The 24761-nt window shown below is 63.0% G+C and carries 21 protein-coding genes; 9 read left to right on the forward strand and 12 right to left on the reverse strand.

Features of this window, described 5'->3' with window-relative positions; genetic code table 11:
- Positions 1-13 precede the first annotated feature (13 nt).
- Both AC07VG_RS25045 and AC07VG_RS25050 read left to right on the forward strand, forming a co-directional pair.
- Positions 14-1132 (forward strand): substrate-binding domain-containing protein, encoded by a 1119-nt coding sequence (locus AC07VG_RS25045; protein ID WP_495022064.1) that lies wholly within the window; start codon positions 14-16, stop codon positions 1130-1132.
- Between the two features lie 83 nt (positions 1133-1215).
- The gene (locus AC07VG_RS25050; RefSeq protein WP_495001803.1) at positions 1216-2109 is read left to right on the forward strand and encodes a polysaccharide deacetylase family protein; all 894 of its coding nucleotides are present in this window, start codon (positions 1216-1218) and stop codon (positions 2107-2109) included.
- Positions 2110-2164: 55 nt separating this feature from the next.
- Here AC07VG_RS25050 and AC07VG_RS25055 read toward each other — a convergent pair whose 3' ends face one another.
- The gene (locus tag AC07VG_RS25055; protein WP_495001804.1) at positions 2165-2614 is read right to left on the reverse strand and encodes a cyclic nucleotide-binding domain-containing protein; all 450 of its coding nucleotides are present in this window, start codon (positions 2612-2614) and stop codon (positions 2165-2167) included.
- On the opposite strand from AC07VG_RS25055, the gene AC07VG_RS25060 reads away from it, so the two are divergent.
- The 6 genes from AC07VG_RS25060 to pdxA all read left to right on the forward strand — a co-directional run bounded on the left by AC07VG_RS25060 (position 2613) and on the right by pdxA (position 10161).
- The gene (locus AC07VG_RS25060) at positions 2613-2981 is read left to right on the forward strand and encodes a hypothetical protein (RefSeq protein ID WP_495022065.1); all 369 of its coding nucleotides are present in this window, start codon (positions 2613-2615) and stop codon (positions 2979-2981) included. The two genes, AC07VG_RS25055 and AC07VG_RS25060, sit on opposite strands and share 2 nt — an antisense overlap.
- Before the next feature lie 37 nt (positions 2982-3018).
- Positions 3019-4911: a sigma 54-interacting transcriptional regulator gene (locus AC07VG_RS25065; protein WP_495001806.1), complete on the forward strand. Its 1893-nt coding sequence runs from the start codon at positions 3019-3021 to the stop codon at positions 4909-4911.
- Between the two features lie 134 nt (positions 4912-5045).
- On the forward strand, positions 5046-6698 hold the full coding sequence (locus tag AC07VG_RS25070; protein ID WP_495022066.1) for a phytoene desaturase family protein: 1653 nt from the start codon (positions 5046-5048) through the stop codon (positions 6696-6698).
- A gap of 183 nt (positions 6699-6881) precedes the next feature.
- A complete protein-coding gene (locus tag AC07VG_RS25075; RefSeq protein ID WP_495022067.1) occupies positions 6882-7889 on the forward strand; it encodes a 2-keto-3-deoxygluconate permease in 1008 nt (335 codons plus the stop codon).
- Entirely contained in the window at positions 7886-9166 is a 1281-nt protein-coding gene (locus tag AC07VG_RS25080; RefSeq protein WP_495022068.1) for a four-carbon acid sugar kinase family protein, read from the forward strand. The genes AC07VG_RS25075 and AC07VG_RS25080 overlap by 4 nt, the downstream gene beginning before the upstream one ends.
- Positions 9163-10161, forward strand: a complete 999-nt coding sequence (gene pdxA / locus AC07VG_RS25085) for a 4-hydroxythreonine-4-phosphate dehydrogenase PdxA (RefSeq protein WP_495022069.1) — start codon at positions 9163-9165, stop codon at positions 10159-10161. Before AC07VG_RS25080 ends, pdxA begins: the two co-directional genes overlap by 4 nt.
- Positions 10162-10252: 91 nt before the next feature.
- On the opposite strand, the gene AC07VG_RS25090 is transcribed toward pdxA, so the two are convergent.
- Both AC07VG_RS25090 and AC07VG_RS25095 read right to left on the reverse strand, forming a co-directional pair.
- Complete coding sequence (locus AC07VG_RS25090) at positions 10253-11701, reverse strand: aldehyde dehydrogenase family protein (protein ID WP_495022070.1); 1449 nt, start codon at positions 11699-11701, stop codon at positions 10253-10255.
- Positions 11702-11800: 99 nt separating this feature from the next.
- A complete protein-coding gene (locus AC07VG_RS25095; RefSeq protein ID WP_495022071.1) occupies positions 11801-12835 on the reverse strand; it encodes a zinc-dependent alcohol dehydrogenase family protein in 1035 nt (344 codons plus the stop codon).
- Positions 12836-12993: 158 nt separating this feature from the next.
- On the opposite strand from AC07VG_RS25095, the gene AC07VG_RS25100 reads away from it, so the two are divergent.
- A complete protein-coding gene (locus AC07VG_RS25100) occupies positions 12994-13908 on the forward strand; it encodes a LysR family transcriptional regulator (RefSeq protein WP_495022072.1) in 915 nt (304 codons plus the stop codon).
- A 17-nt stretch (positions 13909-13925) separates the two neighbouring features.
- Here AC07VG_RS25100 and AC07VG_RS25105 read toward each other — a convergent pair whose 3' ends face one another.
- From AC07VG_RS25105 to AC07VG_RS25145, 9 genes are all read right to left on the reverse strand, one after another.
- On the reverse strand, positions 13926-15209 hold the full coding sequence (locus AC07VG_RS25105; protein WP_495022073.1) for an MFS transporter: 1284 nt from the start codon (positions 15207-15209) through the stop codon (positions 13926-13928).
- 82 nt (positions 15210-15291) lie between these two features.
- Positions 15292-16653, reverse strand: coding sequence for an outer membrane beta-barrel protein (locus AC07VG_RS25110; protein WP_495001815.1), 1362 nt, complete (start codon positions 16651-16653; stop codon positions 15292-15294).
- A gap of 79 nt (positions 16654-16732) precedes the next feature.
- Entirely contained in the window at positions 16733-17860 is a 1128-nt protein-coding gene (locus AC07VG_RS25115; protein WP_495001816.1) for an NAD(P)-dependent alcohol dehydrogenase, read from the reverse strand.
- 18 nt (positions 17861-17878) lie between these two features.
- Positions 17879-19348, reverse strand: a complete 1470-nt coding sequence (locus AC07VG_RS25120; protein WP_495022074.1) for an aldehyde dehydrogenase family protein — start codon at positions 19346-19348, stop codon at positions 17879-17881.
- 49 nt (positions 19349-19397) lie between these two features.
- Complete coding sequence (locus AC07VG_RS25125; RefSeq protein ID WP_495022075.1) at positions 19398-20390, reverse strand: amidohydrolase family protein; 993 nt, start codon at positions 20388-20390, stop codon at positions 19398-19400.
- A 14-nt stretch (positions 20391-20404) separates the two neighbouring features.
- Positions 20405-21334 (reverse strand): MBL fold metallo-hydrolase, encoded by a 930-nt coding sequence (locus AC07VG_RS25130; protein ID WP_495001819.1) that lies wholly within the window; start codon positions 21332-21334, stop codon positions 20405-20407.
- Between the two features lie 48 nt (positions 21335-21382).
- Complete coding sequence (locus AC07VG_RS25135) at positions 21383-22231, reverse strand: VOC family protein (protein WP_495001820.1); 849 nt, start codon at positions 22229-22231, stop codon at positions 21383-21385.
- A 10-nt stretch (positions 22232-22241) separates the two neighbouring features.
- Complete coding sequence (locus tag AC07VG_RS25140) at positions 22242-23903, reverse strand: bifunctional 3-(3-hydroxy-phenyl)propionate/3-hydroxycinnamic acid hydroxylase (RefSeq protein WP_495022076.1); 1662 nt, start codon at positions 23901-23903, stop codon at positions 22242-22244.
- An 18-nt stretch (positions 23904-23921) separates the two neighbouring features.
- Entirely contained in the window at positions 23922-24761 is an 840-nt protein-coding gene (locus tag AC07VG_RS25145) for an IclR family transcriptional regulator (protein WP_495001822.1), read from the reverse strand.

A 24761-nucleotide genomic window follows, 5' to 3' on the forward strand; every position in this document is an offset into this window, starting at 1 on the left:
AAAAGGGGACACCATGAAAATGCTCAACCTGAAGCGGCTACACCTCTGCGTGGCAATGGCGGCATGGCTGCCACTGTCGTCACCGGCCCATGCCGACGATGCCTTCCTTGACGCCGCACGGGCTTATACCCTCGAGGTCACCAAGCCTGGCCAACCTTGGACCGGTCCCACTACCGGCGTGCCCGCGCAACCGCGCAAGAGCATTGTGTTCGTCTCCGCGGACCAGCGTGACAGTGGCCCGCGGGGCGTCGGCCAGGCGGTGCAGGAAGCTGCAAAATCCATCGGTTGGAGCTTCCGCTCGCTGGATGGGCAAGGCTCCATTTCGGGTCGCTCGGCGGCCTTGAACCAGGCCATTGCCCTCAAGCCGGACGGTATCGTGCTGGGCAGCGTGGATGCCAATGAGCAGGCGCAGTTGATCAAGGATGCCAGTGCGCGGGGCATCCGCGTGGTCGGCTGGCACTCGTTGTCCAGGCCCGGTCCGGCGCCCGCGACGGGTCTGTTTACCAATCTGGCCACTGATCCGCTCGAAGTCGCTAAGGCGGCGGTGATGTATGTCGTCGCGCAGTCCTATGGTAAGGCCGGGGTGGTGATTTTCACCGACTCCACCTACGAAATTGCGATCAGCAAATCCAACGCGATGGCTGACCTGGTCAAGCAGTGTTCGGGTTGCCAGCTACTGAAAGTCGAGGACGCGCCCCTGGCCGATTCCGCGACGCGCATGCCACAACTGACCACCACGCTGTTGCAGCGTTTCGGGGCGAAATGGACCTACGCCTTGTCGATCAATGACCTGACGTTCGATTTCATGGCCCCGGCGCTGCAGCAGGCGGGTTATGCCCCGGATGGGCCGCTGCTCGGGATTTCCGCCGGGAACGGCAGCGAAACCGCTTTCCAGCGCATTCGGACCGGGCAATACCAGAGCGCCACGGTCGCCGAGCCGGTGTCCCAGCAGGGTTGGCAGGCAGTCGACGAGTTGAACCGGGCGTTTGCCGGGCAGGCACCGAGCGGCTTCAGTGCGCCGGTGCACCTGGTAGTGGCCGGCAATATCACCGCGGATGGCGGGCCCCGCAACCTGTATGACCCGGACAACCACTACCGGGATGTCTATCGCGGCATCTGGGCCCGCCAGTAGCGCGTGTCCGTTCTTGCAAGCCAGGGCCAGGCCAGTGCGGACCTGGCTTTCGATCCCCGCATCACCCTGAAAGAGGCAAGAAAATGACCAAGGCGTTCTGGCCGGAAGGTGTCCGGCTCGTGATATCGGTTTCCATGCAGTTCGAAGCGGGCGGCGAAGCCCCCTTTGGTGCGATGGGGCCGTTCAGCAACATGTTCGGGATGAAGGACGGCTATCCGGACTTCCCCACCCAGTCCTGGTACAAGTACGGTTACCGGGAAGGGATTCAGCGGATGCTCGACCTCTGGGACAAGTACGGCATCAAGGTCACCTCGCACATGGTCGGCAGCGCGGTCGACCGTTCCCCGGAGGTGGCCAGGGAAATCGTCCAGCGCGGCCACGAAGCGGCAGCTCACGGGCGTGACTGGATTCCACAGTACGACCTGTCGCTGGAGGACGAGCGCCAGTTCATTGCCGACAACATCGACAGCATCGTCAAGGCTACCGGCGTGCGCCCGGTCGGTTACAACGGCGCCGCCATGCGCGGTACCCCCAATACCCTCAACCTGCTGCAGGACCTGGGCTTCGAGTATCACATCGATGATGTCAGTCGCGACGAGCCGTTCCTGATTCCGGTGCGGGGCAAGGATTTTGTCGTGGTGCCTTATACGATGAACCTGAACGACATCATCCAGTTCGAGGGCTACCAGTACAGCGTCGACGCGTTCGAGCGGCAGTTGCACGATGAGTTCGAGCAGCTCTACGAAGAAGCCGGCAGTCGTCGGCGGATGATGTCGATCAGTACCCATGATCGCATCGCCGGTCGACCGGCGCGGGTTCGCTCCCTGGGACGATTCCTCGAGTATGCCCTCAAGCAACCGGGGGTGGTGTTCATGCGTAAAGATGAAATCGCCCGCTTTGCGGCGGCGAGCCCGGACACCGTGCGCGACATCAACGAATACGATGTATGGGCCAGGAAACTCGGGCTGGGTGCCTGAGTTTGCAAGGGGCTGCCGTCGCGCGGCCCCTTCGTTCCGTGGCATCGATCACGTCCTAGTGAAGCAAGGGGGCCAGCGCTTGGACATTGCCCTGGAATATCGAGCCGTAGTAGGCGCGACCGCTATCAAGGTGAGGCCCGAACGCAAAGCCTTTGTCCAGCATGGTATGCATCTCGGCCTCGGTAATGCGCATCACGTAACTGTGTTCGGTGGTGATCAATGCGCAGTTCGCCCCCTGGGCTTCGCGGATATTGAACCACTGGCCGGGATCGGCGTGCCCGCTGGGAAACGAACGGCCGTGGTAGTCCAGCCGCCATCCGCCGTCGAGCAGGATCCAGTAGTCCGTGGCCGAGGTGCCGCTCCGATCACCCTTGGCGACGACCGCGCCGTCCTCGGTTGCCCATTCCTGCGAATGATCGATCACCCACTGCAATTGCTCGGTCGACAGCGCTGTGAAAAACGGCGTGTGCCGCAGCAGATGCAAATAGGTAATGGAGGGTTGCATGGTCATCTCCTGTGTGGCATCGGGGCTTCGCGTCGCAGCGCATGCCATGAGCGTCATCGCGGCGAGCAGTCCAAGGCTTGCAATCTGCAGGCAGCGGCGTAGCACCGGCGTGTCTGTGTTTGAGCAGGGCGTCATTGCTGTTTGGCTGGCGGCGGAGTGGGCATGTGTCGTTTCCAGAGGCGGGTTGGCGAGCGGGCGTCATGATGGGCGGTATTTTTGCAAAGATAATCAGAGCAAAACGGACAACATCATTCCATTTTTCTCAACTATCAGGCGGCGGTTTGCTTTGGCTCGATTCTGCTATCTGATGCGGCTTTTTCAGATCAATCTGATCCTATCGAGATATTACGAACTTCCGTATAAATAGGCGCTTCGACGGCAGGCGGTTACGGGATTTCGTAGGCATGAGCGACACTGACTTCCTCAATGGCTGGGCCGACCTGGCCTATTCCTCCCGCCATATGGTGTTCGAGCATTGCGCCGAAGCCATCGCCTTGCTCAACCCCTATGGCGACCGTTTCGGCGACTTGAACATCGCCACCTGCCAGTTGCTCGGCTACCCCCGTCAGGAGTTGCTGGAGTTGCCGGTCAGCAAGCTGTTCGGTCATCAGTTGGCGGACCTGATCGTCTTTACCCAGGCGGTGATGGACAAGGGCCGCGGTTGGACCGACGGGCTCAGTTGCAACTGCAAGAGCGGTGAGCGCATCGAGCTCGAAATATCCGCCACGCTTCTCCAGGTCAAGGGCCAACCGCAGCTGATCCTGGTGCTGCGCGAGCAAAGCCGGCAGCGCTACCAGCGCGACCAGGCCGAAACCGAACGGACCATGCGTGGCGGCCTTCTCGAGTGGCGCAATATCATGAACCTGTTCCAGGAAACCGAACGCGACAAGCAGTTGCTGCTCAGTTCGGTGGGGGATGGTATCTACAGCATCGACAGCGAAGGGCTGGCCACTTTCGTCAATCCAGCCGGCGCGCGCATGCTGGGCTGGGCCCCCGAGGAGTTGATCGGCAAGAACATCCATCGTATCCACCACCATACCCACGCCGACGGCAGTCACTACCCGGTCGAAGAGTGCCCGATCTACAAGGCGGTGCATGACGGATTGGTCCACGAGGGGCGCCAGGAGGTGTTCTGGCGGCGCGATGGCAGTTCCTTTGCCGTCGAGTTCACCAGCACGCCGGTGATCAGCGACAGCCGGATTGTCGGGGCGGTGGTGGTGTTTCGCGATATCACCGAGCGGCGTACCACCGAGCTGCAACTGCAAAACGCGCTGGCCGAATTGCAGGCCCTGAAGCAGCGTCTCGAGGAGCAGAACGCCTACTTGCAGGAAGAGATTCATATCGAGCACAACTACCGCGATATCGTCGGTCAGAGTGAGCCGATCCTGAAGATCGTCCGGCAGATCGATGTGGTCGGCCCCACCGATGCCAACGTGCTGATCCATGGTGAGTCCGGCACCGGCAAGGAGCTGATCGCCCGGGCCATTCACCAGGTCAGCAAGCGCCGTGACCAGCCGCTGATCCGAGTCAATTGCGCGGCGATTCCGGCTGAGCTGTTTGAGAGCGAGTTTTTTGGCCATCTGCGTGGCGCCTTCACCGGCGCGGTACGCGACCGGGTTGGGCGCTTCGAGCTGGCCGATGGCGGCACCCTGTTTCTCGACGAGATTGGCGAGATTCCCCTGGAACTGCAGAGCAAGCTGTTGCGCGTGCTGCAGGAGGGGCAATTCGAACGGGTAGGGGAGGAGCGTACCCGCAGCGTGGATGTGCGGATCGTTGCCGCCACCAATCGCGATTTACGGGCTGAAGTGCAAGCCAAGCGTTTTCGCGAAGACCTGTTTTTCCGCCTGAATGTGTTTCCCGTCCATTCGCCGAGCTTGCGCGAGCGGCGCTCCGATATTCCCTTGCTGGCCTCGCACTTTCTCCAGCTGATCGGCGCACGCTTGAACATGCCCGGGCACCGTTTGAACAAGGGCGACATGGCCCGCCTGCAGGCCTACGACTGGCCGGGCAATATCCGCGAACTGCAGAACGTGATCGAGCGCGCGTTGATCACGGCGACCGGTGCGGAGCTGAATATCGACCTGCCCAATGCCGTGGTGCCCGGCCAGGCGCCGCTGGTCGAGCGCCATTCGCGGATCATGACCGAGCAAGAGCTGCGGACGCTGGAGCGCGACAACTTGTGCGCGGCAATGGCGGCCTGCGGCGGCAAGTTGTTCGGCAAGGATGGCGCCGCCGAATTGCTGGGGATCAAGCCGACGACCCTGGCTTCGCGCTTGAAAAAACTCGGCATGGCCTAGCGGGTCCTGCTTGCTCGACCTGGAAACGTTGTATTCCCCGCTCTCGGTAGGAAGTGAATTTCATGCCCGGCCTCTAATCCCGCCTGGGGATTGGCGCTAGTGTCACAGCGAAATTGCGCCCACAGGAGTAGAAAATGCCGCCGATCGATCGTCGAGACTTCCTCAAGGCCGCAATGGCCATTCCGGCGGCGTTTGCCGGTCTTGCGGATACCGCCCTGGTTAACGCCAGCGATACCCCGCCGGCAGTGGTCAAGCGAACACCACTACCCTCCGGGCAGTTCGACTATGTGATTGCCGGCGCCGGTCATAACGGCCTGGTCTGCGCCGCTTATCTGGCCAAGGCGGGTTACCGGGTACTGGTGCTCGAAGGCGATTCGGTGATTGGCGGCGGCTGCAAGACCACCGAGCCGCTGCTGCCCGGCTTCAAGGAAGACCTGTGTTCCAGCGCCCACGGCGCCATTCTCGGCAACCCGCTGATACGCGACCATGAGCTGGACCTGGCGCAGTACGGTTACGAACTCCTGTATCCAGAGGTCGTGCTGCACTATCCCTTCCTCGATGGCGCCTCCTTTACGGTGTTTCGCAATGATGTCGAGCGTACGGCCGCGACCATCGAGCCAGTGTCGAAAAAAGATGCCCAGACTTTCCGGCGCGCGGCGGCGGCCCGTGCGGGACTGGCGGCCATGACCGTGGAGGTGGCGGCCGCTTCTCGTGACGGCCTCTACCTGCGTCGGCTCGGCGAGATGAGCGGGTTCACTGCCGCCCAGGCCGTCTGGGAAAGCCCGCAGATGCGCGCGGCAGCCCTTTCCGGCGGTCGCTTTTTCGGGCCGCAGGGCAGTGATTACGGCACGGGCAGGCAGGCGTTTTCAATGCTCGATCACCTCAAGGGACGGCCCATTCCCAAAGGTGGCTCGGGGATGTTGAGCGTGGCGCTTGGCCGGTTGATCGAAGCCCACTACGGGGTCGTTCTCACCGGCAAGTCGATTGTCCGACTGCTGATCGACAAGGGCGCGTGCAAAGGTGTCGAGTGCGCCGACGGCAGCCAATACAGGGCTGACAAGGGCGTGGTGTCGAGCATCCACGTCAAGCACCTGGTCGATATGGCGCCGCGCGAACTGTTTGGCGATGCCGTGCTGGATGGCGTCAACCTCATGCAGCCGGAACTGGCCATGTTCCAGTTCCATTTTGCATTTACCCAGGAGCCTGAATATGCGCTGGCCTCGGGAGGCAGCATTGCCAGTTGCGAAGCTTCACTGATGGAGGACCCCGCGAGCATCTTCACGCTGACCCCGGACGATGCCCGTGGCGAACTGAACCTGGCGGACTATCCGCTGCAGGTCTGCCATCCCTCGGTGTTCGATCGCACGCGGGTACCGGCCGGCCAGGGGCTGCTGAAAATCGAAGGGTGCATGCCCTACCACCTCAAGGGCGGGCCGCAACACTGGGACGAGATCAAGGAGCAGGTCGCCGATGCGGTCCTGACGCGCTACCTGCGTTACACGAGCAACCTGAGCAAAGACAAACTACTCGCCAAATTCCTGCTCAGTCCCCTGGATATCGAGCGGATGAACCCTTCCATGTGGCGCGGCAGCGCGCACCATTTCGACAATCGCGGTGGCAACTTCGCGCCCTGTCGCATGGGCATTCCCGGTCTCTATCAGACCGGCGCCTGCACGGCACCGGGTGGATCCATCAGCGGCTTGCCGGGGCGTAATACGGCACAAGCGGTGCTGCAGGACCAGGGGCGCAGTCTGAAAGAAGTCGTGGCTGCGCAAGTGGCGTCTTGAGCCGCGGCAAATGAGCAGCTTTTTGAATATGACGCCGTGAAAATGATTGAAATGATCATAAAAATGATTACTTGCGCATTTTTACGCTTTGTCATATCGTTATTGTGACCGTTTCGATCATATCGATGACTGATTCAGTCAGGCTTGCTCAGCAGCGCCCACATAAAAATAAGGAGTACCCGCATGGCCCAGTTCCCCATCAAGCGGTCAATCGAACGCGTCCCGGGCGGGATGATGATTGTCCCGCTGCTTATCGGTTCACTCGTTGCCACCTTCCTGCCGGATATGCCGAAGTTCTTCGGTTCCTTTACCAATGCACTGTTTACCGGTGCCCTGCCGATCCTGGCGGTCTTCTATGTCTGCATGGGGGCGAGCATCGACGTCAAGGCAACGCCTTACCTGCTGAAGAAAGGTGGCGTGCTGTTCGGTACCAAAGTCGGCACCGCCATGCTCATCGGTATCGTGATGGGGCATTTCCTGGGTGAGCAGCCGATCTCGTCCGGGCTGTTTGCCGGCCTGTCGACCCTGGCCCTGGTCGCCGCCATGAACGATACCAATGGCGGTTTGTACATGGCCTTGATGGGGCAGTACGGTCGTTCTGAAGATGTGGGGGCGTACTCGGTGATGTCGCTGGAGTCTGGCCCGTTCCTGACCATGGTGACGCTCGGTGTCGCAGGTTTGTCGGCATTCCCCTGGCCAACCCTGGTCGGCGCGATCCTGCCGTTGCTGCTGGGTATGCTGCTGGGCAACCTCGATCGCGAGATGCGCGACTTTCTCGCCAAGGCCGTGCCGGTGATGATTCCCTTCTTTGCCCTGGCCCTGGGCGCGACCCTGGACCTGCACAAAGTCTGGCAAGCCGGGTTGCTCGGTATCGGCCTGGGTTTTGCCGTGGTCGTGATCACCGGCATCCCCCTGTATTTCGCCGATCGTTTGTCCGGTGGTACCGGCGTGGCGGGGGCGGCGGCGGCCAACACCGCCGGCAATGCCGCCGCGGTGCCGGCGCTGATTGCCGCGGCGAACCCGGTTTATGAACAGGCCGCCGCCAGCGCCACCTTGCTGGTCGCCTCCTGTGTCGTGGTGACGGCGATCGTCTCGCCGCTGCTGGTCTCGGCCATCGCCAAGCGGGCCAAGGCGCGGGAAGCCCTGGCTGCCGAGAGGCAGGCACCGAGCGAGCAAGGAGTGCCACGATGAGTGTGCTGATCATCGCCGACGATCTGTCGGGCGCTGCCGACTGTGCCATCGGCTTTGTCTGCGCCGGCCTGCGCACGGTGGTGGCGCTGAGTCCGGCGCAAGTCATGGGTGATGCCCAAGTCATCGCCGTGGACACCGACTCCCGGCGCCTGCCACCCAAGGAAGCGGCTGATTGCGTCGTTGCTGCGTTCCAGGCGTTGATCAAGCCGGGACAGCGGCTGTACAAGAAAATCGATTCAACGTTGCGCGGTAACTGGGCGGCTGAGGTCGCGGCGCTTCAGCGGTTGGCCGGTCTGGCGATTGTCGCCCCGGCATTTCCCTCAACGGGCCGTACGTTGCGCGGCGGTCGTGTGCTGGTCAACGGCGCCCCCCTGGAAAGTACTGATACCTGGCAATTGGAAAATGCCGGTCGCCCCGCTGATGTCGCCGGGATGCTCGCCGCTGCCGGGCTGACCACCCGCCACATGGGGGTCGAACTGTTGCGCGGCCACCCCGCGCTGCTCATCCAGCATCTGCTCGAGGTCAGGCGTAGTGGTATTCAAGCGTTGATCGTCGATGCGCAAACTTGTGACGATCTGCGAATCCTCGCGGATCTCACCGTGCATCTGGAACAACCGTTTTTCTGGGTCGGTTCCGGTGGCCTGGCCCGCGAGATCACCCGTCTGCCGGAACTGCTGCAGGCCTCGGCACCTAGCGCCACGGCGTGTGAGCCAGGACCCGGCCCGGTGCTGGTCATGGTCGGCAGCCTGTCCGGCGTTTCCGAGCGCCAATGCGCGGAACTCAAGGCGCGCAGTGGGATTGCCGAGCTGATGGTGCCGTCGGTGGTGTTGCGCCAGGGCGTGGGGCACGAAGACTGGGCCCCATGGGCGGCTCGTATCGCCCAGCAGCTGAGTCATGGCGAGGATCTGTTACTGCGCATCGGCCGCGACGCCGCCTTCGATCCGGCCGAAGGCGCGCACTTGTCGAGCCAATTGGCAGCCATGGTCAAGCCCTGCTTCGCACTGGTCAGCGGTCTTGTTGCCACGGGGGGAGAAACCGCGCGAGCGATGCTCACGGCCGTCGGTATCGAGAGCCTGGAACTGATCACGGAAATCGAAGCCGGTGTCGCCGTGGGGCGCCCGCTGGCCCTCGAACACGGCCGGCGCCCGGGCATCGTCACCAAGGCCGGCGCGTTCGGCAGTGAACAGGCGCTGTATGCCGCCTGGCTTCATTTGAGCGCGGACGCCAAGTCCGGCGTTCCACTTCATGCATTGAAAGGATCAAGGTCAGTCTTATGAGCAACTATCTTCCCGTTATCGGTCTTACCATGGGCGACGCCGCGGGCGTCGGGCCGGAAATCATTGTCAAGAGCCTGACCCATGACAGCGTCTACCAGCAATGCCGACCGCTGGTGATCGGTGATGCCCGCCGCCTGGAGCAGGCCAACCGGATCGTCAATGGCAGCGCCACGATTAGGCGTATCAAGGACGCCTCCGAAGCGCTGTACCAGCCAGGCACCATCGATTGCATCGACCTGGACCTGATCCCCGATGACCTGCCGTTCGGACAACTGTCGGCGGTCGCCGGCAATGCGGCCTATCAATATATCGCCCGCGCCGTTGAGCTCGCGCAGGCCAAGCAGATTGACGCCATCTGCACCGCGCCGCTGAACAAGGAAGCGCTGCACGCTGGCGGCCACAAATATCCTGGCCATACCGAATTGCTCGCCCACCTGACGCACGTCGACGAAGTGTCGATGATGCTGGTTGCGCCGCAACTGCGGGTGATCCACGTGACCACCCATATCGGTATCATCGACGCGATCCGCAAGATCGAGCCCGGCCTGGTGCAGCGCACCATCGAGCGTGGCAACGCGACACTGATCAAGGCCGGTATCGTCAGGCCGCGCATCGGGGTATGCGGCATCAACCCGCATGCCGGTGAGAACGGCCTGTTCGGTTATGGCGAGGAAGAAGAGAAAATCATTCCGGCGGTCAAGGCACTGCAAGCGCGTGGCTTCGATGTGACCGGCCCGCTGCCCGCCGACACGCTGTTCTTCCGCGCCGGGCGCGGTGACTTTGACCTGGTGGTCGCGATGTATCACGACCAGGGACATGGCCCGGTCAAGGTGTTGGGGCTGGAGGCGGGTGTGAATGTGACGGTCGGACTGGAAGTGGTGCGTACTTCTGTCGATCACGGCACCGCGTTCGATATTGCCGGCAAAGGGATCGCCGACGAGCGCAGCTTGCTCGAAGCCTTGCGCCAGGGGGCCGAGCTGGCGACCCGACGCTGAACCTGAAGGCCAGCTGCCGGGACTGAAAGTGGGGAGTCCTGGTAGCCGCCGGCCGGTCCAGACTGGCTGGACCGCCTGCTGCCGAGAGGATTCAGCCCTGGCGGAAAACCTGGAGAATCTGTTTGTACTCCATGAAATCGTCCAGGCAGGCCAGGCCTCCCAGTCGACCTTGTCCGCTGTTCTTGAAGCCGCCTTCTTCGAACTCGACCTGCATGCCGGCCCAGTCGTTGATGCAGATATGACCGGCGTCGAGCTGTCGAGCGAGCCGAATCGGCCGGTTGACGTCCCGACTCCAGATACAGGCGCTGAGCCCGTATTCGCTGTCGTTGGCCATGGCCACCGCTTCATCCTCGGTATCGAACACCTGCAATGTCTGGACCGGGCCGAAGACTTCCTCGCGTGAGATGGTCAGGCCGGCGGCCGGCACCTCCAGCAGCGTGGGCCGGTAGAACGCGCCGCCGGCCAGGAGGCCTTCGCTGATCAGGCCGCCACGGACAATGGCTGTCGCACCGTCGTCGAGGGCGACCTTCACGGTCTGGTCCACCCGTTCCGCCGCCTGGCGGTCGATCAGTGGCCCCATTTGACTGGCCGGGTCTGTCGCGGGCCCCGGTTGCACGGCCGACAGTCTTTGCGCCAGCAGCCCTTTCAGTTTTTCCGCGATGCCACGTTGCACCAGAATTCGACTGCCGGTCACACAGAACTGGCCGGCAAACACCGTCGATGAGGCAACAATGGCCGGCACCGCGGCGTCGAGATCGGCATCGTCAAACACCAGGTGTGGGGTCTTGCCGCCCAATTCCAGGCCGATGCGCTTGAAGCGGGCAGCGCCGGCCACGGCGATCATGCGGCCTGTCGAGGTGCTACCGGTGAAGTTGATCACCGGCACGTCGGGGCTGTCCACCAGGAACTTCGCGCCTTCGGCGCCGCTCTCGACAAAGATATTCACTGCGCCCTGGGGAATCTCCGCAACGCTGGCCAGAATCTGCGCCGACAACCAGGCGGTCTGTGCGGCCTGGGCCGGCAACTTGATGACGGCGGTACAGCCGGCGGCCAGTGCCGGAGCGAGTGCGCGGATCAGCAGGAACGCCGGGGAATTCCACGGCACGATCAGGCCTGCCACGCCCACGGCCTGGCGCAACGCCATGGATTGCGTGCCAGGGCGTGGCTCGGCCACTCGACCGTAGGTGTGCAGCGCCAGGCCGGCGGCAAAGCGCAGGGCGCGGACGATTTGCATGGCCTCGAAGCCGGCCTCTATTTTCAGCTTGCCGTTCTCAGTGGTCAGGCAGTCGATCACCTCTTGCGAACGACGCTCGTAGGCATCGGCCAGGTGACTGAGGGCGGTCGAGCGCAGCATCGCATCGACTTTCCAGTCGCTTTCGAGAAAGACCCGCCTGGCCGCCGCCACGGCCTTTTGCGCTTCGGTCACGCCGCCGTCATAGAAGCAGGCGAAGACTTCTCCTGTGGCCGGGTTGCGGCTGTCGCGCAGTTGCCCGCTGTCCATCCACTCGCCATTGATCCAGTGTTTTGCTAGCTGTCCCATGTGAAAACCTTTGCAAGGGTAAGGAGGTAGAGAATGCTGATATTGGCATTATCATTCAACATAAATCTTGTAATGTGGGATTTAATTAATAAATCGTCGCTATGAGTCGTCAGCCGCTCGTCGAACCTCGATCACGACCTTTCCGAAGTGCTGGCCTGATTGCAGGTATTCGTAGGCGGCAACGGCGTCATTGAAGGGGAAGACCTTGTCGATGCTTGGCACGATCCGGTTGACGTCGACGAAGCGCACCAGGTCTTCGAGCATGGCTCGGCTACCCGCCGTCACCCCCACCAGTCGTTTGGCGCCGCCGATCAGCATGCCCGGTTCGATCGACACGCCACCGCCACCACTGACCCGACCAATGACCACGACGGTTGCGCCGGGACCGGCGGCTTTGAGCGAGCGGGCCAAGGTATCTTCGCCACCGACTTCGACCACCAGGTCGACGCCGCTGCCGGCGGTCAGCCGCAGGACTTCGTCCTGCCATTGCGGCGTGGTGCGATAGTTGATCGTGGCGTCGGCACCGAGGGCTTTTACCCGTTCGAGTTTTTCGTCCGAAGACGAGGTCACGAGGGTGAAGAGCCCCGCGGCCTTGGCCAGTTGCAGCGCCCACAGCGATACGCCGCCGGTGCCGAGGATCAGCACGCTTGCGCCCGGCTTGGCGGCTCCGGCAACAAACAGTGCGTTCCAGGCGGTCACGCCCGCGCAGGACAAGGTCGCCGCCTGCGCGGCGCTCAGGCTGACGGGGGCTCGCGCGAAAAACGTCTCGCTGGCGACGATTTCCTCGGCGAGGGTGCCGTCGAATTGGGCGCCGAACGAAACAGCGGTCTTGTCCAGTGACAGCGCACCGTCAATCCAGCGCGGGTAATAACTGGTGATGACGCGATCACCGACTTTGAAACGGGTGACCGACTCGCCCATCGCGATGATTTCCCCGCAGCCATCCACCAGCGGGATGATCGGCTCGCTCGGCGGGTTATAGAACTGACCCCGGGCGAAGCTGAGGTCGCGGTGATTGAGTGAGGTGGCGTCGATACGCACTTTGATTTCGTGAGCGTCGGGCGTGCGAGCGCTACGTTCGACGGGTTCGAGCCCGACAATGCCGCTACCGGCGAGGATTTGATAAGCCTTCATTTTCTGCCTCAAGGTTGGGTCATCGGCTAGGGCTCAGCGCTTGGAGGACTCCGTTCTCCAGCAGGATGACGCCGTTGCCCGACACTCTATCTATTCACTCTAGGGGTGATAATGTGCTGATCTGGCGATTCAGTTTTTAATCAGAGTGAGGAATTGAAATGCTTGATCGGATTACCGGCATGCAGATTTTTTCCCATGCTGCCCATCTCGGCAGCCTGTCGGCCGGCGCCCGACAGATGGGCGTGTCGCCGGCGATGGCGACCAAGCATGTGGATGCGCTGGAGTTGCGCCTGGGCGTGCGGCTGTTTCATCGAAGTACGCGCAAACTCACCCTGACGGAAGCAGGCCAGCAGTATCTGGAGGCGTGCAGCCGGATCCTGCCCGACCTTGAGGATGTGGAAGCCATGATTGCCTCGCAGCGTGTGGAGGCTACCGGGCTGTTGCGGCTCAATGTCCCGTTGTCTTTCGGGGTGCGCTTCGTCGCGCCGTTGTTGCCGGAGTTCAAGCGCCAACACCCTGGGGTCACGGTTGACCTGGGGCTCAATGATCGCGTGGTGGACCTGATGGAAGAGGGCTGGGACCTGACGATCCGCGTCGGGGTGTTGAAAGACAGTCGCCTGGTGTCGCGCAAGCTGGCCGACAGCGCCATGGTCGTCTGTGCCGCTCCCGACTACTGGAAACGGCAAGGGCGACCTGAGCGTTGGGCCGATTTGCCCAGGTACAATTGCCTGAGCTTTACCTTGTCGAACCTGTCGCGTCCTGATGAGTGGCGCTTTGGCAAGGATGGCGACCAGCGGGTAGCGGTCAAGGGCAGTCTGCGTACCAACAACGGCGACGCTCTGGTCGCCGCCGCTGTAGCCGGGTTGGGGGTGCTTTACGAGCCGGAGTTCATCGTCACGGACGCGATCCGTCGGGGTGAACTGGAACCGGTCAGCCTGGACGCGCCGTCGGCCGACATGGGTGGGATTCACCTGTTGCGCTCATCCGACCGAACGCCGCCGGCGAAGGTCCGGGTGATGGTCGACTTCCTTGTCAATGCGTTCAATCCGCGCGCGCCCTGGTCGTTGCCTTGATCCCCGGCATCCAGCTCTCAGTCGGGTTTGCTGTCGGCCAGCCCGGGGGCCGGGAACGCCTGGGCCGTCGCTGCTTTGCGCTTGCTCGAAAGGGTTTCCTGGAGGAACAGGCTCACCACCAGGCCGATTCCCAAGCTGCCCAGCGCCAGCAACAGGGTTTTCTCAATGCCGTAATGCTGCGCGATAAAGCCCGCCAGTGCCGGCGCGACAGCCCCGCCGAACAATTCCGCGGCGCCGACCACCAGCCCGGTCGCGCTGGCGATTTGTGCTGGCGATACCGACTCGCTGGTCAGCGGCCCGTTGATCAGGCAAATCATGCTGAAGTTGAAGAAGGTGGTCATGAACAGCAGGGCGAACAACTTCAATGGTTCGGCCCCGGTATTGATCAGCAGCCACAGGGACACCGCCGTGGCCACGAATGACAACAAGAGTACCGGCTTGCGTCCGAGGCGGTCGGACAGGCTGGGCATGCTCATGTCCCCGGCGAAGCCACCGAAGCCGATGGCCGACATCACGAAGCCCATCTGCGCGATGCTCAGGTGCAGGTAGTCGGTCAGGTAGTTGGCGGTCATCACACTGACAACGAACAGGCAGGTCAGCGCGCAGCACATGGCAATGATGTTCAGCGGCATGTTGCGATGGCGCAGGATGCTCAGCCAGCTGTGCTTTTCGACCGCTTCAGCGGCGACTGTCGCGGTCCGGGCGGCCTGCGGGCGGGTTTCCTTCAGGTTGCGGTAGATCAACCAGGCCAGCACGAAGCCCGGCAGCGCGACCAGGGCAAAGACCCAGCGCCAGGACGGCACCACGGCGAGCAATTGGGTCGCGATGATCGGTGCCAGCCCCAGCCCGAGCAGCGGAAAGAAGCTCAACTGGATACCCATGTTTCGCCCCCGGCGCAACGGATGGGAGACTTCGGCATTGGTGGCGATCGAGGTGGTGGTGAACGCGCCTTCGGCAATCCCCATGATCGCGCGGATCATCAGCAGCGAGGCGATGCCCGTCGCCAACCCGGACACGCCGGCCAACAGCGAAAAGACGATCAGCGAGGGGATCAGCACCTTGCGTCGACCGAAGGTGTCCGAGATCCGCCCGATCAGGATCGAGGAAAGCGCCCAGGCCAGGGCCAGTACCGCGGAAATGTTGCCCAGGTCCTGATAGTCCAGGGCCAGGTCCTTCATGATCGCGGGGAACAGCGGCAGGATGATGAAACGGTCCAGGCCGACCAGGCCGAAACCGAAAGCCAGGAGCAGGATGGCTTTCCATTCGTAACGCGAGTCCCATGCAGTCTTGTTATCATTCATGGTTCGGGTTTCCAGATTTGAGGATGAGGCGTGCCCATGGCCCGGGGTTTCCCAGGGCCAGGTGCGGCTAGGGAACAGCGGTTTAGAAGTAGAACAACGCATCCATGCTGGCGGTCAGCTGATCGCGGTCGCGGCCGTTGCCAAAGGGGTGGTCCTGGCGGTTGCCGTCGAACCAGTCGTAACGCAGTTCCGGACGTAACGAGAGGTAGCGGTTGACGTCATAGCGAAAACCGGCGGTGACGGCGTTGAAGTCGCCGCGGGCACTGCTGACCGGGAACAGGGCGAAGCCATCCGGGTCGCTGAAGTGCTCGCCACGTACCGAGAAGGCCAGGTTCTTGCGATAGCGATAGGTCAGCACCGCGTTCGCGTCCCACCAACGGGCCCCGTCGAAGCCCGGGCCATTGACGATATCGATGGTGCTGGGTTTGCCGTCGCCGGCCTGATGGCCGTAGAGCACTTCGGCGCCCATCGACCAGTGCTCGTCGAAGGCATGCCAGCCATTCAGCGAGTGCTGCTGCTTGAGTTGGCCGTTCGGTGAGATCAGCCGCTCGATCGGCGCCTGGACATCGTTGGCGCTGGAGTTCTCCTCGTTACCGACGACGAACTCATAGTCGACCCAGGTTTTCATGTCCGGCGTGCGCCAGCGCAGCGCGCCGGTCAGGGTCTTGCTGTCATTGTTGTCACTCAGGTTGTTCCAGCCTTGCACCACGCCCAGCTCGACCCCCAGTACGCCGCTGTCGTTGCTCATCAGGCGCGTACCCAGCAGCACGCCGGAAAAGGTTCCCGGTTCCGAGACCAGGGCGTAGGTCTTGGTGGCGAAGGCATTGCGCGCCTCGCGGATATCCGGTGGGATTTCATAGCCGATACCCGGGCCGAAGATCCCGGCCATGACGGTCAGGCCGGTGCCGATCGGCAGGTAGGCGGTGGCGGCCAGGTTGGGTACGGCGAGGAAGCGTTGTTTGTCGCGCTGGGCCTTGGCCGGGTCATTGTCGCCAGGGGCATTCGCCGCCCAATGCATGTCCCAGCCGAAGGTCCGGGCGAACTGGGCGTTGCGCCCGTAGTTGCCCTCGAAAGTGAAGCCGAACGAGAACTTGTCGGGTGTCGGCCCGGGCAGCGGGGTGACCCGCGGGATCATGTTCGAGTCCAGTGGTTTGTCGACGAACAAGTGCAACGAGCCGAATTCCAGACCTTCGTCGCCGGCACCGATCACCGGGAAGTTGCTCATGCCAGCCTGGCGTTCGTTCGCGGTGGAGCGGTTGTTCCTGGAGTAGGTGGTTTCCGAAAGCCCCGATACGATGATCCCGGTTTGCTTTTCCAGGCTGTCGCCAAAAAGCGAGGTAAACAGGGCGCCTTCGCCGCGGTCTTCGGACGGTGCGGCATGGGCGGTGAGCGTTACGCAGGCGGCCAGAACCGCACCAAGCCTAGAGATCTTGATGGTATGCATTGCCTTTCTCTTGTTCTTATAGGTAGGCGAATCCGCTGCCCGCCCGTATCCGACGGGCAGCGCGTTGTTTGCGCGGGGTTCAACCCATACGCAAAATCGGTTTGACGGTCAGGCCGCTCTGGGCGTCGGCAACGGCCTGGTTGATGTCATCGAAGTCGTAGAAGCGCACCAGCTTGTCGAAGGGGAAGCGACCCTGGCGATACAACTCGAGCAAGCGCGGAATGAACACCGAGGGAATACTTTCGCCCTCGATGACGCCGCGAATGGTCCGGCCCTGGGTCATCACCTCGTTGACGTCGAAACTGGCTTCGGTGCCGGCTGGCGGCGCGCCGACAATGGCGCAGGTGCCGCGTGCCCGCAGCGCATCGATGGCCTGGCGTAACACCGCGGGGCGGCCGCTGGTTTCCAGGGTGCAATGCGCACCGCCAGCGGTGATGCGTCGTACCTCTGCCACGGGGTCGACTTCCAGGCTATTGACCACATGGGTAGCCCCCAGCGACCTGGCCAGTTCCAGCCGGCCGGGGGTGATGTCCACGGCAATCAGCGTGGTCGCCCCGGCAATGCGCGCCGCCATCAGCGCGCTCAAGCCCACGGCACCGGCGCCGAAGACCGCAAATGAGCTGCCGGCCTTCGGCTGCAGGACATTGAGCACCGCGCCGGCACCGGTCTGCACGCCACACCCCAAGGGCCCCAGCAACTCCAGTGGCAGGTCCTTGTCGACCTTGACCAGGTTACGGCGGTTGGCAATCGAGTAGGTGGCAAACGATGACTGACCGAAGAAGTGGTCGTGGATCGCCTGCCCGTGGCTATCCTGGGTCGAGCCGCTGCCGTCGAGTCGGCTGCCACCGAAATTCAACGCGAAGGTGTGGGTGCAATAGGTCGCCTCGCCGGTACTGCAGGGTTCGCAGTGGCCGCAGGAGAGGTAGCTCATCACCACGTGGTCGCCGACGCTGAAGTCCTTCACATCGGCACCGAGCGCCTCGATCACCCCCGAGCCTTCGTGGCCGAGGACCATCGGCAGTGGGCAGGGGAAATACTGGTCACGCACGATCAGGTCGGTGTGGCACACCCCGCAGGCGACCACCCGCACCAGCACCTCATCGGCACGCGGGGCTTGCAGTTGAATCTCTTCCATCAGGAAGCGACCGCCTTTTTCCCGGATCACCGCGGCTTTGGCGCGGTGCGGGTTTGACTGTGGCTGTTGCATGAGCAGGCACTCCTCGGCTCAGAACGGATAGGGACGCGGTGCGTGTTGCACGCTGATCCAGTGGTCGGTGGTGAAGGCGTCGATGATCCAGTCACCGTTGAAGCGCCCCAGCCCGCTGTTTTTCACCCCGCCGAACATGCTGTTGGGGCTGTCGTTGGCCGGGATGTCATTGATATGCGCCATCCCGGCCTGAAGCTGCTGGGCAAAGCGCAGGCCACGGCCTTCGTCACGGGTGAAGACCGCGCTGCTCAAGCCATATTCGGTGTCGTTGGCCATGCTCAAGGCATGCGCTTCGCTGTCGGCGCGGATCAGTTGCGCAATCGGGCTGAACAGCTCGGCCTGGGCCAGTGCCGAGTGATTGTCGACCGGACCGAACACATGGGGTGGCAACACCAGCCCCTGCGGACCAGCGCCGAGCAGTTGTGCCAGGCCATCGGCCCGGGCCCGCTCGATATGCCCCAGGGCGCCGTCCAGTTGACGACGATTGATCAATGGGCCGATCACCGTGTCGGCGGCGTCCGGATCACCGAACTTCAGGCGTGCTACCCGCTCGACGAACAATGCGGCAAAGTCGTTGTAGAGCGAGTGATCGACGATGATCCGGTTGGTGCTCATGCAGATCTGGCCCTGGTGCAGGAAGCGCCCGACGACCGCGGCATGCACCGCATGCTCCAGGTCGGCATCGTCGAGGACCACCAGTGGCGCGTTGCCGCCCAGTTCCAGCGCGACATGCTTGAGGGTGCTGGCGGCGGCGATCTGCGCATTGATATGGCGCCCGACATTGTTCGAGCCGGTAAAGGAGATGAAGCGCAATGTCGGGTGCTGGACGAAGGCATCGCCGATCTCGTTGTTCTGGCCGACCAGCACATTCAACAGCCCGGCCGGCAGCCCGGCTTCTTCATAGATGCGCGCCAGCAGCAGGCCGCCGGTGATCGGGGTTTCCTGCGACGGCTTCACCACCACGGCGTTGCCCAGGGCCAGCGCCGGGGCGATCGAGCGGTGCGACAGGTGCATCGGCCAGTTCCAGGGACTGATAACCCCGATCACCCCGAGCGGCTTGCGGTAGACGCGGCTTTCCTTGTCGGCGATATCGATCGGCAGGATCTGCCCGACGACGCGGTTGGGGAAGGTCGCGGCTTCGAGCATGCCAGCGTGTACGGCGGCCCATTCCATATTGGCCTTGGTGCGGGTGCTGCCGCTTTCGCGGATCAGCCAACTGATGATTTCCTCGCGGCGTGCCTGCATGACCTGCACCGCCCGGTGGAACACGGCGCTGCGTTCGGCGGGCAGTGCCCGCGCCCAGTCCAGCTGCGCGGCCTGGGCTGCCTGGCAGGCGTGTTCAAGGTCCGCGAGATCGGCCAGTTGCAGTTCGGCGAGCACTTCGCCGTTGTATGGGTTGCTGTCCAGCAACAGATGACCGCTGCCGCCGTGGAGTTGCCGACCGTCGATGTATTGACCGGCAAAGCCGGTGTAATGACTGGAACTCATGATCTTCGCTCTCTTGAAGGGGGTGAGCGCCGGGCGCTCGTTGGCGTTCTCAGCGGCGCAAACGCGGGAACAGGCGCAGTGCATTGCCTCGGGCAATGGCTTCGTGCTCGTCGGCGCTCAAGCCTTCGAGGGCGCGAAAGTGGTTTACGTTGGCCTGGACGTTGGCGGCCGGCTGGAATGGAAAGTCCGTGCCGAACAGGATCTGCGACAGCGGCGCCAGCGTGCGCAGGCCATCGAAGGTCGGCTGGTTGGCCGACATCGCCACGTCGTAGTACAGCCGTTGCAGCTCCTCGATCACTTCGCTCCCCGGCTTGGGCGCTGGCTTCATCGCCGGCATGCCGGAGAGCAGCGCGATACGCCGGGCAATCGACGGCAACACACCGCCGGCGTGGGGCAGGATCAGGTTCAGCTCCGGGCAGCGCTTGAAGGTGTTGGAAAACACCAGGTCGATCACCGTGCGCGCGGTGTCCACCGGGAATTCGAACAGCGGTGCCGGGCGGCCCAGGCCGACCGCGTCGAAGCACTGCGGCGAGGTCGGGTGCAGGAATATCGTGGCCTGGCGGCGGTTCAGTTCATCGAAAATCGGTGCCAGGTCGTCGCTGCCCAGGTACTTGCCGTCGGCGTTGGTTTCGATCACCACACCGTCGAATTTCAAGGTGTCGAAGGCATAGGCGATTTCTGCCAGGGATTCCTCGACGTGGGGCAGCGGCAATGTCGCGAAGCCGCCGAAACGGCCGGGGTGCTGCTCGATCACCGCGGCGGTGTCTTCGTTGACCGCACGGGCCAGGGCCACGCGCTCGCGCTTTTCCTTGAGAAAGCCGACGCTGGGCGAAGACACCGAAAGGATCATGGTGTCGATATTGCCGGCGTCCATGACGGCGAGTGCTTTCTCCGGCGACCATTCGGGCACTGGGTAACCGCCGTCCAGGGTCAGCAGGCCGGCCCGGGTCAGCGCCGTCTTGTAGGTAGGCGACAGGCAATGGGCATGAACATCGATCAGGCCGCAGTGGCAGCGGGCTGTCGAATCGGTTGGCAGGGACATGGGCATTCCTCGACTCAATACAGTTGCAATTCGATCGGCAACCAGCGGTAGCCGCCATCGCGGGCGACCAGGTGGCCGTGCCCGGGGAACGGAAAGTGATAGGACAGGACGGCGTAGCGTTTGCGCGCGACTTCTTCGAGGATCCGCACGCGGGTGTGGGCGGCGGCCGCATTGTCGAAGTCGAACAGGAAACCCCATTCCGGGCGCTGCAACAGCAGCACCTGGTGGTGACACAGGTCGCCCCAGAGCACCAGCGTCTGCTCCTGGCTCTCGATCTTGTACAGGGTGTGGCCAGGACTATGGCCTGGGGTGCTGACCGCGGTGATGCCGGGCAGCAGTTGGAAACCGTCACCGATCAGGATGATGCGTTCCCGTTCGACATAGGGGGTGAGGTTCTTGTGCGCGCCGAGGAAGTGATCGCGCATGTGCGGGTTCATCGCTTCGCCCTTGGGCGTCGAGAGAATGCTCAGGTCGGTCCAGTAATCCAGCTCGCGCGGGTCGATGGCGATCCGCGCATTGGGGTAGAGCAATTGACCGTCATCGTCCACCAGGCCCCAGCAATGATCGGGGTGGGCGTGGGTGAGGGCGACGATATCGATGTCCGCCGGATCAATGCCCGCCGCGCGCAGGTTGATCAGGGCCTGGCCGGTTTGCGCGCCAAAGGTCTTGACGCCGAATTCGGCATTGATCCCGGCGCCGGTATCGAACAGCACCAGCTGGCTGCCGGTGTTGACGATCAGGATATTCTGGTTCAGTGACATCCGGTCCTTGGGCAGGAAGTTGTCTTCCAGCAACTGATCGATTTCCTTCGGATCAGCTCCGATGAAGGTCGGATGCGGCGCGCCCATGTGCAGGGGGCCGTCGGTAATGACCGTGCATTCGAATTCGCCGTGCATGAAACGAGTCCAGCCACCTTGCAGTTGCTGAGTGAATGAAGCGCTCATAGGTCACCTGTCTGTTGTTTTTGTCGTGTGGATTGAGGGCGTTGCGCTTCAGCTCCTGATCCAGGCCTTGCCCCAGGAGTTGAGCGAGTATTCACAGTGCGGCCAGACCCCGGCCTGGCGTTCCGGACCGGTGATTTCCAGCTCGGAGGAAATCTCCAGGCGGTTGCGGTCGGCATCCACCACCATGAAGAACAGGTTGTTGCCGGGGCCGTGGCGGCCGGGGCCGAAGAAGATGCTGATGCGCTCGGCGGCGAAGCGATCACCCCAGTCGCGAATGTCGTTCCATTCGTTGGTTTCGTAGCAGTGGTGATCCAGTTCGTTTCTTGAGCCGCGGAAGAACGCCAGGGAATGGTGTTCGTTGTCCGAGCGCATGAAGCGGGTCATCAGCGCGCCGTTGGCTTCATCGACCACATCGTCGGAAACGGTGAAGCCGACCTTGTTGACGTAGAAGTCCAGCACCGCTTCCAGCTCGGTGGTCTGGAACACCACATGCTGCAGGCGGCCCGGCATGCCGGGGTGGCTGGCGTCGGGGATATCGCGGCCGACGCCGAACAGCAGTTGCCGGCCCTGGGGGTCACGAATGCTGAAGGCGTTGTCTTCCAGCAGCGGCGAGCGGGCGTCTTCGGTCTGGCAGTCGCGGGCCTGCAGGTTGACCCGCAGCCGGCTGAGGCTGGCCTGGTCGGCGACGCCATAGGCGGCGGCGAGAAAGCCGTTGTGGTCGGCCGGGCTGATCAGCACGGCGCGTTGCGGTCCGGTCAGCACCCAGGTGCCATCGGCCTGCCGGTAGCCCTGTAAATCAAGCATGCGTTGGTAAAAGTCGACCTGGCGCTGCGGCTCCTTGCTGGAGAGGTGCAGGTACAGCAGGTGCGCAGGGGTCTGGGTCTGCAAAGTGTGCATGACGGTCTCCTTAGCGTGAATTTCGCAGTAACGGTTCGTCGAGCGGGAGCCGATCGATCAGGCTACTGGCAGGGAGCTGTTGAATGCCCAGCAGGGCGGCGAAACCCTCGGCGATCGCCAGCTCTTCGGCGAGCGGGAAAATCGCCGCGACATAGCGGTCGGGCCGCAACAGCAGCAGTTGGCCCGCGGGTTCGCCGAGTAGCGTTGCCAGGGCACCGTCGCTGTCGACCCATGCGTCCGTGTGCGCCGGATCGAGCGGGCTGCCCTTGGGCAGGATCAGGATTCTCCGGGCTTCCAGGCGATCCCACAGGGGGTGTTGCAACGCGCCCAAGCGACTCTCGGCCAAGCTGGCGTATTGCAGCAGGGCGAAGCCGGTACCGAGGACTTTATCCAGCAGTACGCCATTGCCCTTTGCATCCTCGACCCGGGGCTGCGGGAACATCTGTCCGCAACTCAACTGTCCGCTGCTACCGTTGCCGATCACCAGGCCCTGGGTGAAGCGTGGCTTGGGCTTGAAGCGCATCTGCAAGAAGTAGTCGCGCAGCGGTGGCAGCAGGCCGATCAGGCGGAACGCGCCACTGATCAGGTTGGCCCGCCAGACGCTGGACGGCGCCATGACCACCCCGAGGCCCAGGGCCAGTTTGATCAGGGCCCAGGCGTGATCGCGGCGCTCGGTTTCATAGCTGTCCAGTGCATCGCTGCCGAGCTGCCCCTTGAATACGCCGGCCAGCTTCCAGCCCAGGTTGTGGGCATCGCGAACACCGCTGTTCATACCTTGCCCGGCATAGGGCGGGGTCAGGTGCGCGGCGTCGCCGGCCAGGAAGATCCGCCCTTCGCGCCAGCGCTCGGCCACCCGGGCGTGGAAGGTGTAGACGGTCTTGCGCACAATCGAGGTCGGCTTGTCGCCGCGAAACGGCTTGAGCAACGCCTTGAGCTGCTCTTCGCCGAGCATCTGCTCGTCGCTTTCATCGGCCTTGAGCATGAATTCGAAGCGCCGGGTACGATGCGGCCCCGGTACATCCACGGTCGGTCGGCGGGCGTCGCAATACATCCGGCATTGCCAGAACGGATCGTCATCCTGCTCGGTGTCCACTACCAGCCAGCGCGACTGGAAGCTCGAACCCACCAGGTCGATGCCCAGCTGTTTACGCACCGGGCTGCGGCCGCCGTCACAGGCCACCAGATAGCGGGCGTGGACAGTGAGGATTTCGCCGGCGGCGTTACGCACGCTGGCGGTCACCCCGTGGGCATCCTGTTCGACATTCAGCAGTTCATGAGCGAAACCGACCCGCAGGTTTTCGAAGCGCCGCATGCCTTCATGCAGGGTTGCCTCGAACAGTGGCTGGCGGAACGCATTGCGTTTGGGAAAGCCATACAGGGTCGAGGTCGGTTCGACCTTGCCGAAGCAGCGGCCGCCCGGACGGGTGTAGTAGTGCACGCCATAGCCCGGCACCACGTCCTTGAGCACGGCTTGATCCATGCCCACGGCTTGCATGGTGCGCAGGGATTCGTCGTCGATCGAGACAGCCCGCGGTTCGCCAACCGTGCTCTGCTTGCGATCGATAATGAAGGTCTCCACGCCGGCCTGACCCAGATAATTGGCCAAGGTCAGGCCCGTGGGACCGGCGCCGCTGATCAGCACGCCGGTCTTGATGATATTGGAAGTGGTCATGATCGATACCGAGGTTGTTCAGTCCAACGGCCGGGGACGCCCGGAAAAAGCCTGCATGAGTTGCGAAAGCTTCTGTGCCAATTGCGCGACTTGCTGTCCGTACTCGTCATCGCGCGCGGCATCGCATTCGCTGTCCAGCCGCACGCAACTGATGCTGCCGATGGCCTTGCCGTCGCTGTCGAAGATCGGCGCCGCGACCCCGCAGATGCCGCTGTCGACTTCAGCCCGCGAGACGACATAGCCTTTCTTGCGCAGGCGCTGCATCGCGCGACGAAACTCTTCCCAGTTCTGCCCCAGGTTGCTGAGCCGGACTTCTTCGTGCTTTTCCAGGTACAGGCGGTTGTGCTGGCGTGAACCCAGGTTGGCGAGAATGGCCTTGGACGTCGCGCCGAGGAACAGCGGGCGTGGCGTGCCACGGGTGTAGCTGACTTCACTGGTGATACTGCCGCTCTGGTGCACGCAGACCACCTGGTCCTTGAACAACCGGCAGGTCAGCCAGACCTGTGATGGGCTCCACTGCGGGAATTCGCTCGACAGCTGGTTGGCCGCGCGTACCAGCGGATCGCTGACCCGCAGTTGCCGATCCCAGGTAATGATCCGAGCGCCGAGTGCATAACGACCGGCTTCGACCTGGAACAACAGATCCACTTCGGCCAGTTCACGCACATAGCGGTAGATCGTCGAGCGGGTGAAGCCCATGGCAGCGCCCAGGTCGTCGACGGTCCACACCGGTTGGTGCTCGGTGAACAGGTCCAGCACTTTGAGCATGCGCTCCAGGCTGGAGCCCTTGGCGTCGGCGGCGCTTTCCGGGGCCTCGGTCAATGTCTCGGCAACGGCGGGTTGATTGGTGTCAGTCAT

This window comes from Pseudomonas sp. GW821-FHT03C07, from assembly GCF_059420925.1.

What these genes read in the sequence shown, in the direction of transcription:
- AC07VG_RS25045 (WP_495022064.1), top strand. Translation starts at nt 14, where the DNA reads ATGAAAATGCTCAACCTGAAGCGGCTACACCTCTGCGTGGCAATGGCG.
- AC07VG_RS25050 (WP_495001803.1), top strand. Translation starts at nt 1,216, where the DNA reads ATGACCAAGGCGTTCTGGCCGGAAGGTGTCCGGCTCGTGATATCGGTT.
- AC07VG_RS25060 (WP_495022065.1), top strand. Translation starts at nt 2,613, where the DNA reads ATGGTCATCTCCTGTGTGGCATCGGGGCTTCGCGTCGCAGCGCATGCC.
- AC07VG_RS25055 (WP_495001804.1), bottom strand. Translation starts at nt 2,614, where the DNA reads ATGCAACCCTCCATTACCTATTTGCATCTGCTGCGGCACACGCCGTTT.
- AC07VG_RS25065 (WP_495001806.1), top strand. Translation starts at nt 3,019, where the DNA reads ATGAGCGACACTGACTTCCTCAATGGCTGGGCCGACCTGGCCTATTCC.
- AC07VG_RS25070 (WP_495022066.1), top strand. Translation starts at nt 5,046, where the DNA reads ATGCCGCCGATCGATCGTCGAGACTTCCTCAAGGCCGCAATGGCCATT.
- AC07VG_RS25075 (WP_495022067.1), top strand. Translation starts at nt 6,882, where the DNA reads ATGGCCCAGTTCCCCATCAAGCGGTCAATCGAACGCGTCCCGGGCGGG.
- AC07VG_RS25080 (WP_495022068.1), top strand. Translation starts at nt 7,886, where the DNA reads ATGAGTGTGCTGATCATCGCCGACGATCTGTCGGGCGCTGCCGACTGT.
- pdxA (WP_495022069.1), top strand. Translation starts at nt 9,163, where the DNA reads ATGAGCAACTATCTTCCCGTTATCGGTCTTACCATGGGCGACGCCGCG.
- AC07VG_RS25090 (WP_495022070.1), bottom strand. Translation starts at nt 11,701, where the DNA reads ATGGGACAGCTAGCAAAACACTGGATCAATGGCGAGTGGATGGACAGC.
- AC07VG_RS25095 (WP_495022071.1), bottom strand. Translation starts at nt 12,835, where the DNA reads ATGAAGGCTTATCAAATCCTCGCCGGTAGCGGCATTGTCGGGCTCGAA.
- AC07VG_RS25100 (WP_495022072.1), top strand. Translation starts at nt 12,994, where the DNA reads ATGCTTGATCGGATTACCGGCATGCAGATTTTTTCCCATGCTGCCCAT.
- AC07VG_RS25105 (WP_495022073.1), bottom strand. Translation starts at nt 15,209, where the DNA reads ATGAATGATAACAAGACTGCATGGGACTCGCGTTACGAATGGAAAGCC.
- AC07VG_RS25110 (WP_495001815.1), bottom strand. Translation starts at nt 16,653, where the DNA reads ATGCATACCATCAAGATCTCTAGGCTTGGTGCGGTTCTGGCCGCCTGC.
- AC07VG_RS25115 (WP_495001816.1), bottom strand. Translation starts at nt 17,860, where the DNA reads ATGCAACAGCCACAGTCAAACCCGCACCGCGCCAAAGCCGCGGTGATC.
- AC07VG_RS25120 (WP_495022074.1), bottom strand. Translation starts at nt 19,348, where the DNA reads ATGAGTTCCAGTCATTACACCGGCTTTGCCGGTCAATACATCGACGGT.
- AC07VG_RS25125 (WP_495022075.1), bottom strand. Translation starts at nt 20,390, where the DNA reads ATGTCCCTGCCAACCGATTCGACAGCCCGCTGCCACTGCGGCCTGATC.
- AC07VG_RS25130 (WP_495001819.1), bottom strand. Translation starts at nt 21,334, where the DNA reads ATGAGCGCTTCATTCACTCAGCAACTGCAAGGTGGCTGGACTCGTTTC.
- AC07VG_RS25135 (WP_495001820.1), bottom strand. Translation starts at nt 22,231, where the DNA reads ATGCACACTTTGCAGACCCAGACCCCTGCGCACCTGCTGTACCTGCAC.
- AC07VG_RS25140 (WP_495022076.1), bottom strand. Translation starts at nt 23,903, where the DNA reads ATGACCACTTCCAATATCATCAAGACCGGCGTGCTGATCAGCGGCGCC.
- AC07VG_RS25145 (WP_495001822.1), bottom strand. Translation starts at nt 24,761, where the DNA reads ATGACTGACACCAATCAACCCGCCGTTGCCGAGACATTGACCGAGGCC.